Below are 15,200 nucleotides of genomic sequence, written 5' to 3'. Positions count from 1 at the left end.
GCGACAAATCGCAGACGTTCCTCCATCACCGAAGTCTCTCTCCACGGCATCAACACCTCCCGCAAAAAGCGAAAAGTGTTACCCATGTCTCCGGTACGAAACGTCACCTATCTCTCAGGTCGGGCACTTGTCCGACCCGGAGACATAGGTGACAGTTTGTCCCTAAGAGATGGGTGACCATCTGGTGCACGATCACGCTGTCGACCAGGCTCCGGAACCCAGTAAGCGCGCCGGCGTCAACCGAGATCATCGGCCTTTCAACCGTCATTTATCTGGACAATTTCTGCGCGAATCAGCGATCGTGCATGTGGGTTGCCGTTGGTTACTTTCGAACATCGGCTTTCGAGCCGCACTCACATGGGACACAACCCTGAATCCACAGGGTTGCGAGTGGCAGGCTTACTCCTGCTTTGAACGAAAGGAGACGAAGGCATGGCTAACACGCTGAAGTCCAGAGTCGTCAAAGTGAGGGCTTACGTTCGCTTCAGGCTCGGCCGTCTTGAGCATGTCTGTGCTCATTTCCGGTCCTGGCCGCGACAACTCTCATTCGACTTTTAAGCTCAGCCTCATAACCTGAGCGCATCGACGGCAACCCACCGCGAATGCTGGAGTCTGAAGGGTGCTGAAATGCCGATTCTTAGGTCTTCTGCGATCCATCGTGTCGAGTACGACTCAAGCAGTCGAACTCTAAGAATCTGGTTCGTTGAGAGTGGCGGACCGTATGACTACTATCATGTGCCGCAACATATCTATGATGGGCTGCTTCGCGCTCGCTCCGCCGGCGGATATTACAACGACCACATTCGTGATCGATATAGCTCCAATAGATAACCATAACCTACCGACAATACTTCCTCGCCGGCGTGGCCATCGGCATTGCGCGTCGCCGGGGTGGGTCCCATAGGTCCGAGAATCTGACGCAGAGGTTCCAGGTACGCCGAGCTCAGCGCCAACCCTGTGATAGAAGCAAAGGAGGAGGCGAAATTTCCGAGATCACTTGCCATGCTGAGGCCAACAGCGCCTCGTTCGCCCTCAATGCCGTGTCGGCTTCAGCGGCAAGGTCAGCGCCGGCCCGCTCTTGACCCCAAACTGCCTTCTGAACTGCCGTGACGCGCTACCGTCGAACAGCGATTGCGGCAGTGGCGCGCCGATAGCCCATTTGTATTTTGCGGCCGGATTGTTGCTCAGTGGCTGGTGCGCGACGGCGCTCAAGGGCAGGACATATTCCGGCTTGCGCAGGCCTCTCTCGGAATTGCCCAGCCACGTCAGGACGATCAGGATTTCGCCGCCGAGTTCGAGGGCATCCAGTGCCAGCTGTTTCCCGCCGACCGAAGCGCGGACCGCCTGTTCGTGGAGCTTGAACGCACTGAGCTTCAGTTCGTTTTGCGGATCCGTCATTTCCGGGACCTTTCTAAAAAGCATTGTCTGGTTCGAGCGGAGAGGCTCGGCAGGCGTTCCCTATCACAATGCAAGCGGCCACCGAAATGGAAGGATTTCTGTCAGCGTCGGCGCAACTCGGCACGCGGAAGCGGGCAAGGGCTGTCGATCAGATCAAGGTTAACGTCGCCAGCGCTGCCAAGGCCATCAAGACACTCGAGGCTCGCATGTCGCGTAAGGCGATCGATGCCGGAAACGGCGCGTCTGCCTTCCTGCGTGATTGCGCTGAGCAGTTCGGGCCGAAGCCCTTCGCCGCGTGCGGCGGCGATTGCGTGGAGGCTGAGGAGAGACATCATGGCTGGACTCCATCGTTTGATGGAGCATTCTCATCCTGGGGCGTTCGACGAACCACCCGATTCCCGCCGAACCCGTTGCAGCCAGCCCGATCCCGGGCGTGGCTTCAAGCGAGGCGAAACGCCTCAGCGGTGGATCGACGAGGTGATCGTCGAGTAGTCGGGCAGGGTGACATCGGCGATTTCGGCTGTGCGATATTGCGACAGGGCAAAGTGCATGATGGCGATCACGGTGATCGAGAAGACCAGTACGGTGACGTTGACGCCGAAAGCGGTTTTGATCATGTCCGTTGTCCTCCGAGCCCTGCGTTTGTTGGCGTGTGTCGGTAAAACCGTGACATGGAGACTATCGTGTGGCGGCAACTTGGCTGTTCCCCGGGGAACATGGGATATGGTTACCGAAACCTTAACCAGCGTTGCATGAAAGGCGCACCTGGCCAAACGGCTTGCGATCGGCGCGCCCTCGAGTAGGGTGTGCGCCTCGTGCCGGACCGGATTCGCGCCCGGACATCTTCGCCACCTGGCGCCCCGCGCACTGCTTCGGCTCGAGCCGGAAGCTTTGCAATCTCATCGGCGCCTCTTTTTTAAAGTGATTGTTTCATGGCCATTTCCATTCGCCCGTCCCGTCCTGACGATTTTCCACGCACCTTCGAGATCTGGCGTAGCGCCGTCGTCGCCACGCATGATTTCCTGACGCAGGAAGACTTTACCGCTATCGAAACGATGGTTCGAGACCAGTATCTGCCGCTTGCCGAGTTCTGGATTGCGGCCGATGAGAACGATGAGGCGCTCGGCTTCATGGGCATGAGCGGGGCACAGATCGACGCGCTCTTCGTCCACGCCGATGCGCGCGGCCGCGGCGTCGGCCGGCGGCTCATCGAACACGCGATGGCGCTGCATCCGGTGCTGACGGTCGACGTCAACGAGCAGAATGCATCCGGTGCCGGGTTCTATCAGCGCCTGGGTTTCGAGACGGTCGGACGCTCCCCCGTCGATGATGCGGGGCGGCCCTATCCCTTGCTGCATCTCAGCCGAGGCTGAACTGGGCGAGCCGGGCCCGATCACGCCGCCGGTTTGTCGATGGTGACCACGAACACGACGGCAGAGGCCACAGGCTCGATCGTGACAGCGGCGGATCCTTCAAGGATCGCCGTGTCTCCCGCCGCAAGATCGGCTTGTTCCTCTGCCGCGGCCAGGCGCACCGCGCCGCCGTGGCAAAGGACGAGGGTCGTTTCCGCCGTGCCGTCCACGGTCCGCGGATGCTCGATCGCCAGGCGCCGAACCGTATGGGCGAGCCTGCCGCGGCGGGACATGACGTTGAGGTCGACGATCGGACCGTCCACCAGCGTCGCCGAGGTCGCGACATCGGCCGGGAAGGGGAGTGGGGGCGTTTCTCCGGTCATCACGATAGGCTCACGCCCGTCAATTGTGAGCCGCATGCCCTTGCCCTGAAGGATGGAGAGCGTGCGGTCGATCCCGGGGAAGCTCGAGAAAGGACCGTCGCTGGCGACGGTCGCCATGCTCACGCGCCAGTCGAAATCCGAAAGCGAGGCTTTTTCCGGGAAAACGGCGATCTCCACCGTCTCGCCGCCGCCGTTCTTCCACGGCATGCGTTTGTAGGTGCTGGCGCGCAGGATCTTCATGGCATGGTCTCTTCGATGAGTGCGCGCATGCGCGCGAAGTCGCCGTTCAGCGGCCGGTCGTCGGCATAGGTCGGGATCTTCGCGCGGATGCGCCGGTAAAGGCTGTCGGTGCGTGCGGCGCGGCCGCGCGGCTGCAGGTCATAGGCTTGGGCTGCCGAGAGCAGTTCGATCGCCAGGATCGTTTCGAGATTGTCGGCGATCGACAGCGCCTTAGAGGCGGCCGGCGTCGCATGGGTGAGGATGTCCTCCTGCAGTGCCGAGGTGATGCCGCCATCGAGGCTTGCGGGGGCGGCCAGCCGCCGGTTCTCGGCGGCAAGCGACGCCGCCGTGTACTGAGCGATCATGAAGCCGGAGGAGACGCCGCTGTCGCCGGCGAGAAAGGCCGGCAGGCCGCTTACCAGCGGGTTGACGAGCCGGTCAATGCGGCGCTCGGAAATGGCCGCGACCTCGGCAACAGCGACCGCCAGGCTGTCCATGGCAAGGCCGAGGGCAGCACCCACCGCATGCGCCTGCGAATGCACTTCCGGCGCCTCGGGAGTGCCTGATACTGCCGGGTTGTCGGTGAGGCTCGCGAGCTCCCGGTCGACGACTTCGGCGACCTGGACCAGCGCATCGCGCGCCGCGCCGTGGACGTGCGGCACAGCGCGAAGGCTCAGGGGATCCTGCGTGCGGGTGCCGGCGGTCTCGGCAAGCATCGGGCTATCGGCGAGGTAGGCGCGAAGCGATGCCCCGACCTCTTCGAGCCCCTTGGAGCGGCGAAGCGCCAGCGGGACGGCGGCAAAGGCGTTGGCCTGGCTGCCGAGGTTTTCATAGGTCATGGCGGCGGCGGCATCCGCCCAGTCGAACAGACGAGAGGCGCGAGAAAGCGCCAGTGCCGCGAGACCGGTGGCACAGGGCGTACCGTTGACGAGGCTGAGACCTTCCTTGGCTTCGAGCCGCAGCGGCTCCAGACCGAGCCGAGACAGCGCCTCGGCTCCGCCGATCTTGGCCTTGCCATCATCGACGGTTCCGTGGCCGATCAGCACGAGGCCGATCGCGGCCGCATGGGTCAGATAGCCGACCGAGCCGCGTGACGGGATGTTCGGAATGAGATCGGCATTGAGGAGCGCAAGCAACGCCTCGACCGTTTCGATGCGCACACCGGAATAGCCGTGGGCGAAGTTGGCGATTTGCGCCGCCATGACGGCGCGGGCCTCGGCGCGGGCAAGCGGCTCGCCGACGCCGCAGGCGTGGCTGAGGATGATGTTGCGCGACAGCGCCTGCTGGTCTTCGCGGTCGATGACGACGTCGCAGAGCGCGCCGACGCCGGTGTTGATGCCGTAACCGCGGATGCCGCGCTCGACCAGCGCGTCGACGATCCTGCGGGCATGGACGATGCGCCGCCGTGTGGCATCGGAAAGATCGAGCCGGGCGCCATTGGCGACCGCCGCGATTTCCTTCCAGGTCAATGGCGCATCGAGGATTATACTCTCAGTCATGGGCTTCCGGTCGTCCCTGTCGGCGTTGCACGAAGCGGGCAACATAATCGTTCGCCGGCCGCTCCAGAATATCGTCCGGCGTGCCGACCTGCACCACCTGACCGTCCTTGAGGATGGCGATTTCCGAGCCGATCCGCAGCGCCTCGTCGAGATCATGGGTGATGAAGACGATGGTTTTCGCGAGATTTTGCTGCAGTTGCAGCAACTGGTCCTGCATGTCGGCGCGGATCAAGGGGTCGAGCGCCGAAAAGGCCTCGTCCATCAGGATCACGTCGGTATCGGCAGCAAGGGCACGGGCAAGACCGACGCGCTGCTTCATGCCGCCGGAAAGCTGGTGCGGGAACTTGGCATCGTAGCCGGCAAGGCCGACGGTCTCGATCCACTTCATGCCGATCTCGCGGGCTTCGGCCTTGGGCAGACCGCGCACGCGCTGGCCGTAGACGACGTTCTGCAGAACGGTCCGGTGCGGCATCAAGGCAAAGCTCTGGAACACCATGCTGACGCGGTGCATGCGGAAGGTGCGCAGCGCCTTGGCGTCGAGGTCCAAGATGTTGTTGCCGTCGAAGGCTACCTCGCCGCTGGTCGGCTCGATCAGCCGATTGATGTGGCGCACCAGCGTCGACTTGCCGGAGCCGGAAAGCCCCATGATCACGAAGATCTTGCCGGCGCCGATCGTCAGGCTGACATTGTTGAGGCCGACGCTGCAGCCGGAGCGGGCGAGGATTTCGGACTTGTTGAGCCCTTCCTTGGCCATGGCGAGCGCGGCCTTGGAGTCCTGTCCGAAGATCTTGTAGACGTTGCGGATCTCGATATCAGCCATTGCGCGGATCCTCCGTCTGGCTCTTGCCGAAGCCTTGTGTGATGCGGTCGAGAACGATCGCGAGAATGACAATGCCGATGCCGGCTTCCAGTCCCTTGCCGACGTCGAGCGTCTGGATGCCGTTCAGCACCTGCTCGCCGAGGCCGCGGGCACCGATCATCGAGGCGACGACCACCATCGACAGCGCCATCATGATCGTCTGGTTGAGGCCGGCCATGATCGTCGGCGTGGCGAGCGGCAGTTCGACGCCGAAGAGGATCTGGTTGGGGCTGCCGCCGAAGGCGGTCGCCGCTTCCACCACCTCGTGGTCGACCTGGCGGATGCCGAGATCGGTGAGGCGGATCAGGGGCGGCACTGCGTAGATGATGGTCGCCAGGATCGCCGGGACCTTGCCGAGGCCGAAGAGCATCAGCGCCGGGATCAGGTAGACGAAGCTCGGCATCGTCTGCATCACGTCGAGCACCGGCAGGGTGATGTTGCGCACCATCCGGCTCTTGGCGACGAGAATGCCCATGGGCACGCCGATGACGACCGAGACGATCGTCGCCATCAGCATCAGCGCCAGCGTCTGCATCGTCAGGTCCCAAAGGCCGAGCACGCCGACGAAGAACAGGAGAACGCCGACGACGACCGTCAGGCCCCAGCGCTTGGAACTCTGCCAGGCAAGCGCCATGAAGATGAGGATGACGACCCACCAGGGCAGGCCGCGCAGGATCCATTCGATGAACAGAACGGCTTTCAGGATGACGCCGCTGATCGCCTTGAAGACCCAGCCATAGCCGCTGACCAGCGCCTGGATGAAATCGTTCACCGGCCCGCGAATGGAGAGATTGAGAGTATCCGGAAACATCGGATGGTTCCTTGCTCGGACCGGCGGGCGCGGAAAGGCGGCCGACGGCGCTTGCCTCGGGTATGTGGCCAGTCGCCAGTCCGGGCTCACGTCGCGTCGAACGCGGCGAGGGAGCCGAACCGGCGATGAGGCGCGATTACTTCAGGCTGGCTTCGATCTTGCCGCGGGCTTCATCGGAAACCCACTTGCCCCAGACGTCGGCCTTGGTCTTCAGGAACTCGGCGGCTGCCGCCGTCGCGTCGACCTTGTTGTCAGCCATGTAGGCGAGGCTGCCGTTGACGGCTTTAAGCGGGAAGGTCGCCTTTTCGAGGATCGCGACGATCTCGGGGGCTTCCTCGGCGAAGGTGCTGTTGACGCCGTAGGAAACGTCCACCGATGGGAAGGCGCAGCCCTGGTCACGCTTGCCGTTGGCGCTCGAAAGCTCCTTCCAGCAGGCTTCGTTGTAAGCCGGCTCTTCGAGTTGGACGAGCTTGAACTTGCCCATGATCGCGGTCGGCGACCAGTAGTAGAAGAGGATCGGTTCGCCCTGGAGATAGGCCGAGGTGATGGCGGAATCGAGCGCGGTGCCGGTGCCCGGGCGGAAGTTCACATAGGTCTCGCCGAGCTTGTAGGCTTCGAGCTTGGCGGAGCTCACGCCCTCGCAGGTCCAACCCGACGGGCAATTGAGGAAGCGGCCCTTGGACGGTTCTTCCGGATCGGCGAAAAGCTCGACGATCTTGGGATCGGAAAGCTGCGACACGCTCTTCAGGTCCGGAGCCTTGGCTTCGAGATTGCGGGAGGCGTCACCCTTGATCACGTATTCCGGGACGAACCAGCCTTCGCTGGCGCCGACGAAGGTCTTGCCGACGGCAACGACCTTCTTTTCCTCGACGGCCTTGTTCCAGACGTCCGAGCGGCCGAGCCATTCCTCGGCGAAAATCTGCACATCGTTGTTGGCGGTCGCCTGCTCCAGCGTCACGGAGTTGCCGGGGATCGAGTCCACCTGGCAGTCGTAGCCCTTGGAAAGAATGGTCTTCATCACTTCGGTGATGAAGGCGCCGCTTTCCCAATCGATGCCGGCGAAGGTGACGGTCTTGCCGTCGCCGCAATAGGAGGCGCTGGCGCTGCCGGTGGAGGCCGCAAGCACGAGGCCGGTGGCGGCAAGCGTGAGTTTCAGTTTGTTGATCGACATTAAGCTGTTCCCTTTTTTGATTTTGGCTTCGATGACTATTTCAGTTTCATCAGCACCCGTGCGAAGGCCCGGTCGATATCGTCTTCCCGGTCGTGGCGTCCGTTCCGGATCTTCCACTCGCCTGCGACCATGACGTCGCGGACGCTCTCGCCGCCAAGCGCAAAGAGCCAGCGGTCGAGGATCTGGTTGTCGCTGGCGGCGGCGATATAGGGGTTGCTGCCGTCGAGCACGACGAAATCGGCGCGGGCGCCGACGGCGATGCCTGCCGTCTTCTGGCCGGCAGCCTGGGCGCCGCCTTTGAGCGCGGCGTCGAAGATGGTCCGGCCGATCGAGGCGCCGGGGCCGGTCGCGAGCCGGTTGCGGCGACGATCGCGCAGGCGCTGGCCATATTCGAGCAGGCGCAGCTCCTCGGCGACGCAGGTCGCCACATGGCTGTCGGTGCCGACGCCGAAGATGCCGCCTTCGGCCATGAAGTCGACCGCCGGGAAGATGCCGTCGCCGAGATTGGCTTCGGTGGCGGGGCAGAGGCCGGCAACGGCGCCGGAACGCGCCAGGCGTTGGCGCTCGGTTTCCGTCAGATGCGTCGCATGAATCGCGCACCAGCGCCCGTCGACCGGCATCTCATCGAGCAGCCATTCGACCGGACGGCGGCCGCTCCAAGCGAGGCTATCGTCGACTTCCTTGGTCTGCTCGGCGACATGGATATGGATTGGACCGGAAACGGGCGCGGCATCGAGGATGGTGCGCATTTCCTCCGGCGTCGCCGCGCGCAGCGAATGAATGGCATAGCCGAGCGTATTGCCGCCTTCGCGGCAGAGCGGTTCGAGACGCTCAAGCAGCGCGAGAAAACGATCCGGGTCATGCAGGAACGGTCGCTGACCGGGGTTCGGCGCGACCCCGCCGAAATTGGCGTGGGCGTAGAAAACCGGCAGATGCGTGAGGCCGATGCCGGTCGTGCGGGCGGCGGCGAGAATGCGCAGCGACATTTCCGCCGGATCGGCATAGGGAGTGCCATCGGCCTGATGGTGCAGGTAATGGAATTCGGCAACATGGCCGAAACCGCCCTTCAGCATCTCCATATAGAGCTTGGCGGCGATCGCCTCGACATCGTCGGGGTTTACCAGTCCGACGGTGCGATACATTTCCTCGCGCCAGGTCCAGAAGCTGTCGTCGCCGCTGCCGGCGACCTCGGCAAGGCCGGCCATGGCACGCTGGAAGGCGTGAGAATGAAGGTTGGCGATTGCCGGGATCAGCGGTCCGGCCGCACGCTCGTCGCCATTGGCGGCGGCGCTGCCGGTTTCGATCGCTGCAATGTGACCCGAAGCGTCGAGCGAGATCGCGACGTTTTGGGCCCAGCCGCCGGGCAGGAGCGCCCGTTCTGCAAAGATCCGGTTGACGGGAAAACTAGCCATGTGCATTTTCCTGTACGTAGTTGTATATGGAACTATAGATATTTTACGCTGGCGCGCAAGCGTGAAATGAACGAAAAGATTCGTGAGCGAATGCGCATGATTTGTTCGGCATTCCGGAAAGATGGGGCGTAAGTTGATGACGGCACTCAAAAAACGGAACGATATGGCCGCCTTCGAAGACGGCCCGGTGCCGCGCTACGAGGCGGTCAAGCAGTTCATCCGCAGCCGTATCGAGAGCGGCGAGTGGCCGGCGCACCACCGCATCCCCTCGGAAAACGAGATCGTCGCCGACCTCGGCGTCAGCCGCATGACCGCCAACCGGGCGCTGAGAGAACTCGCAACCGAAGGCGCGATCACGCGGGTGCAGGGCGTCGGCTCCTTCGTCGCCGCGCACAAGGGCAGCACCGCGCTTCTGGAAGTCCGCAACATCGCCGACGAAATCCGTGAACGCGGCCATACCCACACGTCGCTGATGACGCTCCTGCACGAAGAGGTGGCGACGCCCGAGATCGGTTACGCGCTCGGCCTCGCGACCGGCGCCCGTGTCTTCCATTCGATCATGGTGCATTCGGAAAACGGCCTGCCGATCCAGATCGAGGACCGTTTCGTCAATCCGGCGGTCTGCCCGCGCTATCTGGAGCAGGATTTCCAGGCGATGACGCCGAATGCCTATCTCACTGCGGTGGCGCCGATCACCCGCACCGAACAGATCGTCGAGGCGGTGTCGCCGCAGCCGTGGGAATGCAAGCTGCTCGGCATCGACCGCAACGAACCCTGCCTGATGATCCGGCGCCGCACCTGGTCGGAGACGGCCAATGTGACGACCGCGCGCCTGCTCTATCCCGGCACTCGCTATCGCCTCGAAGGCATGTCGCAATAGGTCGGGATCGATGCCCCGGCAGAAAACCGCACATCTTTTCCTCATCCCGCTCTAATCTCGACAATATTCCGGTCGATTCGGAGGATCGACCGCCGAACGGGAGGATGACGACGTATGGTTGAGGACGCGCTGAAGCTTCGCACCGAGCTGCCGAGGCCCGATGTCAACGCCGAGGAGGCGCAGGCGCTGCTGGCCGAGCACTACGGTCTGTCAGGCACAATCAGCGAACTCGGCAGCCAGCAGGACCGCAACTATCGCATCGATACCGGCGACCGGCGCTATGTCTTGAAAATCTGCCGTGCGGAATATGGAGCGCTCGAACTCGAGGCCCAGAATGCGGCCTTGCAGCACTTGTCCCAGCGGTTGACTTCGGCGCGGATTGCGGAAGTGGTGCCTTCGCTCAAGGGCGAGGCGATCGAGAGCGTTACCGTTCGCGACCAGGCCTATCGCATCCGCCTGCTGAATTTTCTCGATGGCGAGCCGCTGACCAAACGCAAGCATCTCTCGCGTGAAGCCGTTTCCGCGCTCGGCGACTTGGCCGGGCGGCTGGCCGCCGCGCTGCAGGACTTCGAGCATCCCGGGCTTGAACGCGAGCTGCAATGGGACCTGCGCCGTGCCGGTCCCGTCGTGCTGCACCTTCTCGCCGACATGCCGGATCAGCAGCGCAAGAAGCGGATCGCCGAAATTATGGTCGGCGCGATGCGGCGTCTGCAGCCACTCACGGCGGAACTGCGTGTCCAGGCGATCCATCACGATGTCACCGACGACAATGTGGTGAGCCAGCCGGATGCGGCCGGCCGGCCGATCCCGGACGGTGTCATCGATTTTGGCGATATCCTGAAGGGGTGGCTCGTTGCCGAACTTGCGGTCACCTGCGCCTCGCTGTTGCATCACGCCGATGGCGACCCCTGGTTCATCCTGCCGGCGGTCAAGGCGTTTCATGCGGCGTGCCCGCTGACCGAAGCGGAACTGAAGGCGCTCTGGCCGCTGATCGTCGCCCGCGCCGCCGTGCTCATCGCGAGCTCCGAGCACCAGCTCTCCCGCGAGCCCGACAACGCCTATGTCGAGGGCAATGCCGCGCATGAGCGGGAGATCTTCGATGTTGCGACCTCGTTTCCGCCGGCGGTGATGGAACGCGCCATCCTGACGGCGGCAGGGCTCGCTTCCGCGTTGACGCCTGTCACGGGAGAAAACCTGATCCAGGGGCTCGGGCCGACCGACGTGCGCCAGATCGACCTGTCGATCCTGAGCCCGCTGTTGCCGGAGGAACGCTGGCAGCACCAGGGGCTGCCGATCTCGCTATTGCAGCACGCCGCCCACGCGATCGGGGTCGCGACCACCCGCTACGGCGAGTACCGGATGACCGAAACGCAACTCAGATCGCCGAAGCCCGACCCGACGCTGGCGCTGCATGTCGACATCTGCCTCGAAGCGGGCCGCGAGATCGTTGCCCCGTTTGCGGGGCGCATGATCCGGCAGGACGGGTTGCTGGTTTTGGACGGAGCCGAGGCGAGCCTGTTCCTTGAAGGCGTGGAAGTCGGTGGCGATCTCGAGGAGACCGTCGCCGCCGGTGCCGTTCTCGGCGTCGTCTCGGGCGAGCAGCAGACCTATGGCCTGATCCGCGTGCAGCTTTGCCGCGAGCACGGCCTCGTTCCGCCGCTTTTCGTGATGCCGCATCAGGCGGAAGCCTGGAAGGCCCTGTGTCCATCGCCGGCCGCCGTCCTCGGCTTTGACTGCGATGCGCCGGAACTGCACAGCGAAGCGCTGCTAACCCGTCGCCAGCAGCACTTCGCCAAGCCGCAGAAGAACTACTACCAGCACCCGCCACAGATCGAGCGCGGCTGGAAGGAATACCTCTTCGACGTCGAGGGCCGCAGCTATCTCGACATGGTCAACAACGTGACGATCCTTGGCCATGGACATCCGCGACTGGCGTCCGCGGTCGGGCGGCAATGGTCGCTGCTCAACACCAATTCGCGCTTCCACTATGCCTCCGTCGCCGAATTCTCGACGCGGCTGGCGGCGCTTGCACCCGACGGGCTCGACACGGTGTTCCTGGTCAACAGCGGCTCGGAGGCGAACGATCTGGCGCTCCGGCTTGCCTGGGCCTATTCCGGCGCGCGCAACGTCGTCAGCCTGCTCGAGGCCTATCACGGCTGGACCGTCGCCAGCGATGCAGTCTCCACCTCGATCGCCGACAATCCGCAGGCACTCGAGACCCGTCCGGCCTGGGTGCATCCGGTGCCGGCGCCCAACACCTATCGCGGCGAGTTCCGTGGCGCCGATACGACCGACAGCTATGTCCGCTCCGTCGTCACGAAGCTTACCGAGCTCGACGCCGCCGGCGAGAAGCTTGCCGGCTTCATCTGCGAACCCGTGTATGGCAATGCCGGCGGCATTCCCTTGCCGAAGGGTTATCTCGACGCGGTTTATGCCATGGTGCGGTCACGCGGCGGAGTGTGCATCGCCGATGAGGTGCAGGTCGGTTATGGCCGCCTCGGCGACTATTTCTGGGGCTTTGAAGAGCAGGGCGTCGTGCCCGATATCATCACCGTCGCGAAGGGCATGGGCAACGGCCATCCGCTCGGCGCCGTCATCACCCGGCGCGAGATTGCCGAAGCGCTGGAGAAGGAGGGGTATTTCTTCTCGTCCGCCGGCGGCAGCCCCGTCAGTTCCGTCGTCGGCCAGACCGTGCTCGACATCCTCACGGAAGAGCGGCTTCCGGAGAATGCCCGTGTCGTCGGCGGCCATCTGAAGGCACGGCTCGAAGCGCTGGGACAGCGCTTCCCGCTGATCGGCGCCGTGCACGGCATGGGGCTCTATCTCGGCGTCGAATTCGTGCGCGACCGGGAGACGTTGTTGCCGGCGACAGAGGAGACGGCGGCGATCTGCGATCGCCTGCTCGAACTCGGCGTCATCATGCAGCCGACCGGCGACCATCTGAACGTGCTGAAGATCAAGCCGCCGCTCTGCCTCAGCCGGGAGAGCGCCGACTTCTTCGCCGACATGCTGGCGCGGGTGCTGGAGGAAGGCTGGTAAAGTCATCGGCGGCAGCGCTGCCGCCGAGCCAGGCTACCAGCCGGCGAAGTCCGTGAGCACGGCGTCCGAGACGCGGCCAGCGCCCACGTCGTCGAAGGCGCGATCGAGGATATCGAGCGCAGCGTCGATGTCCTGATCGGTGATCGTCAGCGGTGGCGTCATCTCCAGCACGTTCGAGTTCATTCCGACATAGTAGACGACGAGGCCGAGTTCATAGGCGCGGAAAACGAGCTTTGCCGTCTCGCGCGAGGCCGGCGTTCGGCTCTGATGGTCGGTGACGAGCTCGACGCCGCAGGCAAGCCCGCGTCCGCGAACGTCGCCGATCAGGCGATGGCGTTCGGCCAGGCGCTGCAGACCCTGACGCAGCCGCTCACCCTTGCGCTCCGCCTCCCGCGCAAGCTCTTCGCGTTCGATGGTTTCGAGGACCGCCAGGCCCGCGGCAGCGGAGATCGGGTTGCCGTGCAGCGTCTGCATGGCGAAGGCGCTGGCGCAATCCAATATGCGCGCCGGGCCGATCGCGGCGGAGAGCGGCAGCCCGCCACCTAGGCCCTTGCCGATCGTCAGGATGTCGGGGACGAAATCCTCGTGCTCGAAGCAATGCAGCCGGCCGCTGCGACCGAGGCCGACTTTCACCTCGTCGCAGACGACGAGCACGCCGTATCCACGGCAGATCTCGGCAAATGCCCGGAAGAAGCCGGGCGGCGGAACGATCAGGCCGCCATCGGACTGGATCGGTTCGATGAAGGCGGCCGCGAACTGCTCCGGCGCCGCTTCGAGGCGCTGGCGCAATTCGGCGAGGATCGCGCCGCCCGTCGGGTCGTCGCGATAGGGTCGGTAGGGATCGGGGTAGGGGAGCAGCAGCAGGCCGTCGGCCTTGGCCGCGCCCGCCTGGACGCTGTGGCCGGAGAACGCCATCGAGCCCGTGGTGCAACCGTGATAGGCGCCGACGAAAGCGATGACGCCCGTGCGGCCCGTCGCCTTGGTGACGGCGCGGAAGACGGCCTCGTTGGCATCGGAGCCGGAATGGCCGAACCAGACCTTGTTGTCGCCCGAGCCTGGAAAGGCAGCGAGCAGTTTTTCCGCAAGCGCCGTTGCCGGTCCGTTGGCAGCGGAGAGAACGCTGGCACCAGCGGGATTTGCCGCAGCACCGGAGATCGCCTCGACAAGCGCCGGGTGGCCATAGCCGAGGCTTGCCGCACCCCAGGCGCCGGAGAGATCGATCAGTTCACGGCCATTCTCCTCCATGAGCCTGGCACCCCGGCCGCCGGTCACGGCGAGCGGGAAGAAGCGCAGTTTCTGCAGGGTGGCGATCGCGGCCTTGTCTCTTTCGTAGAGCGCGGTCACGGAACTTCCCCGATGCTCACCCTCAGACAGCGGGTGAGCCGCTCGCCCCAGGCGGCGACGCCGGCATCCGTGTCGATCAGATCGTGGCGCACCTCAACCAGAACACCGGGCAGTCCGCGCGCATCGGCGTGAACCGGCACGGTGTAATCCTCGTCGGGATGGATGTTGTAGGGCTCGTTGTCGCCGATCGTCAGTTGGGGCTCGCTTGCGAGCTCGCGGATCAGCGAGCCGGCGAAATCGACCGCATCGCGGTAGAGGATGCCGGCCTGCCAGGGGCGTGGCTTGCCGAAATAGACGGGCGTGAAGCTATGGATGCCGACGACGAAGGGCCGCTTGCCTTCGGCTGCCAGCCGGTCGAGGCGGCGGCTGACGGCGTCAGCGAAAGGCGTAAACAGCGTATCGATCCGCTGCTGCCGTTCTTCCTCGCTCAAGCCTCGGTTGGCCGGGATCTCCGTCGTCTCGCTGATTTCGGGGATCATCGAGGGTGCGGAAAGCGGGCGGTTGCAGTCGATCACCAGCCTTGAATAGTTGGTGAAGAACAGCGGCGCGTCGAGGCTGAGGCTTAAGCGCTGCGCCAGGGCCATGGCGCCGATATCCCAGGCGATGTGGCGCTGACGCTCGTGCAGCGGCAGCCCCATGTCGCCGAGCGCGCGCGGCATCCGGTTGGAGGCGTGCTCGCACAGCAGCAGGATCGGCGATGCACCGTCCGGATTGAAGACCGCATAGGGCGGCAGTTCGTCGATCGCCAGCAGCGGCGCGCTCGGGTCGTGTCGCGCGCCGTGTTCGAGGCTCTTGATGGCCGGTGTCGAGGTCATGATGTGCCCGTCCGTCAA

General features: G+C 64.3%; 15 protein-coding genes. 4 read left to right on the top strand and 11 right to left on the bottom strand.

Translation table 11 applies throughout. The annotated features are described in order from the left end of the window. Positions 1 to 627: 627 nt before the first annotated feature. A complete protein-coding gene (locus ACQ5BM_RS32525; RefSeq protein ID WP_429820070.1) occupies positions 628 to 831 on the top strand; it encodes a KTSC domain-containing protein in 204 nt (67 codons plus the stop codon). 201 nt (positions 832 to 1,032) lie between these two features. Here the strand turns inward: ACQ5BM_RS32525 and ACQ5BM_RS32520 are convergent, their stop codons facing one another. The 3 genes from ACQ5BM_RS32520 to ACQ5BM_RS32510 all read right to left on the bottom strand — a co-directional run bounded on the left by ACQ5BM_RS32520 (position 1,033) and on the right by ACQ5BM_RS32510 (position 2,015). Next, complete coding sequence (locus ACQ5BM_RS32520; protein ID WP_429820068.1) at positions 1,033 to 1,398, bottom strand: hypothetical protein; 366 nt, start codon at positions 1,396 to 1,398, stop codon at positions 1,033 to 1,035. Positions 1,399 to 1,499: 101 nt separating this feature from the next. Further along, positions 1,500 to 1,733, bottom strand: a complete 234-nt coding sequence (locus tag ACQ5BM_RS32515) for a hypothetical protein (protein WP_429820065.1) — start codon at positions 1,731 to 1,733, stop codon at positions 1,500 to 1,502. 123 nt (positions 1,734 to 1,856) lie between these two features. After that, a complete protein-coding gene (locus tag ACQ5BM_RS32510) occupies positions 1,857 to 2,015 on the bottom strand; it encodes a hypothetical protein (protein WP_429820063.1) in 159 nt (52 codons plus the stop codon). Between the two features lie 315 nt (positions 2,016 to 2,330). Here ACQ5BM_RS32510 and ACQ5BM_RS32505 point away from each other — a divergent pair, with 315 nt between their 5' ends. Continuing rightward, complete coding sequence (locus tag ACQ5BM_RS32505) at positions 2,331 to 2,771, top strand: acetyltransferase (RefSeq protein WP_429820061.1); 441 nt, start codon at positions 2,331 to 2,333, stop codon at positions 2,769 to 2,771. Between the two features lie 20 nt (positions 2,772 to 2,791). Here the strand turns inward: ACQ5BM_RS32505 and ACQ5BM_RS32500 are convergent, their stop codons facing one another. From ACQ5BM_RS32500 to hutF, 6 genes are all read right to left on the bottom strand, one after another. Next, positions 2,792 to 3,373: a HutD/Ves family protein gene (locus ACQ5BM_RS32500; protein WP_429820059.1), complete on the bottom strand. Its 582-nt coding sequence runs from the start codon at positions 3,371 to 3,373 to the stop codon at positions 2,792 to 2,794. Continuing rightward, positions 3,370 to 4,851 carry an HAL/PAL/TAL family ammonia-lyase gene (locus ACQ5BM_RS32495; RefSeq protein WP_429820057.1) on the bottom strand — a complete coding sequence of 494 codons (1,482 nt, stop codon included), beginning with the start codon at positions 4,849 to 4,851 and terminating at the stop codon, positions 3,370 to 3,372. The genes ACQ5BM_RS32500 and ACQ5BM_RS32495 overlap by 4 nt, the downstream gene beginning before the upstream one ends. Next, positions 4,844 to 5,671 (bottom strand): quaternary amine ABC transporter ATP-binding protein, encoded by an 828-nt coding sequence (locus ACQ5BM_RS32490; protein WP_429820054.1) that lies wholly within the window; start codon positions 5,669 to 5,671, stop codon positions 4,844 to 4,846. Before ACQ5BM_RS32490 ends, ACQ5BM_RS32495 begins: the two co-directional genes overlap by 8 nt. Next, positions 5,664 to 6,521 (bottom strand): ABC transporter permease, encoded by an 858-nt coding sequence (locus tag ACQ5BM_RS32485; RefSeq protein WP_173520502.1) that lies wholly within the window; start codon positions 6,519 to 6,521, stop codon positions 5,664 to 5,666. The genes ACQ5BM_RS32490 and ACQ5BM_RS32485 overlap by 8 nt, the downstream gene beginning before the upstream one ends. 136 nt (positions 6,522 to 6,657) lie before the next feature. Continuing rightward, on the bottom strand, positions 6,658 to 7,692 hold the full coding sequence (locus ACQ5BM_RS32480) for an ABC transporter substrate-binding protein (protein WP_429820052.1): 1,035 nt from the start codon (positions 7,690 to 7,692) through the stop codon (positions 6,658 to 6,660). A gap of 35 nt (positions 7,693 to 7,727) precedes the next feature. Continuing rightward, positions 7,728 to 9,104 (bottom strand): formimidoylglutamate deiminase, encoded by a 1,377-nt coding sequence (hutF, locus tag ACQ5BM_RS32475; protein WP_429820050.1) that lies wholly within the window; start codon positions 9,102 to 9,104, stop codon positions 7,728 to 7,730. 136 nt (positions 9,105 to 9,240) lie between these two features. Between hutF and hutC the strand changes: the two genes are divergently transcribed. Then, positions 9,241 to 9,984, top strand: coding sequence for a histidine utilization repressor (hutC, locus tag ACQ5BM_RS32470; protein WP_429820048.1), 744 nt, complete (start codon positions 9,241 to 9,243; stop codon positions 9,982 to 9,984). Positions 9,985 to 10,098: 114 nt separating this feature from the next. After that, on the top strand, positions 10,099 to 13,023 hold the full coding sequence (locus tag ACQ5BM_RS32465; RefSeq protein WP_429820046.1) for an aminotransferase: 2,925 nt from the start codon (positions 10,099 to 10,101) through the stop codon (positions 13,021 to 13,023). 33 nt (positions 13,024 to 13,056) lie between these two features. On the opposite strand, the gene ACQ5BM_RS32460 is transcribed toward ACQ5BM_RS32465, so the two are convergent. Together ACQ5BM_RS32460 and ACQ5BM_RS32455 are read right to left on the bottom strand one after the other, a co-directional pair. Next, positions 13,057 to 14,367: an aspartate aminotransferase family protein gene (locus ACQ5BM_RS32460; RefSeq protein ID WP_429820044.1), complete on the bottom strand. Its 1,311-nt coding sequence runs from the start codon at positions 14,365 to 14,367 to the stop codon at positions 13,057 to 13,059. Continuing rightward, complete coding sequence (locus ACQ5BM_RS32455) at positions 14,364 to 15,182, bottom strand: N-formylglutamate amidohydrolase (RefSeq protein WP_429820042.1); 819 nt, start codon at positions 15,180 to 15,182, stop codon at positions 14,364 to 14,366. Before ACQ5BM_RS32455 ends, ACQ5BM_RS32460 begins: the two co-directional genes overlap by 4 nt. Positions 15,183 to 15,200 lie beyond the last annotated feature (18 nt).

It is taken from the genome of Ensifer sp. B1-9 (assembly GCF_050474445.1).
Taxonomy (GTDB): Bacteria; Pseudomonadota; Alphaproteobacteria; order Rhizobiales; family Rhizobiaceae; genus Ensifer.
Note: the sequence above shows the minus strand (reverse complement) of the source record. Positions and strands in the feature narration are given on the sequence as shown.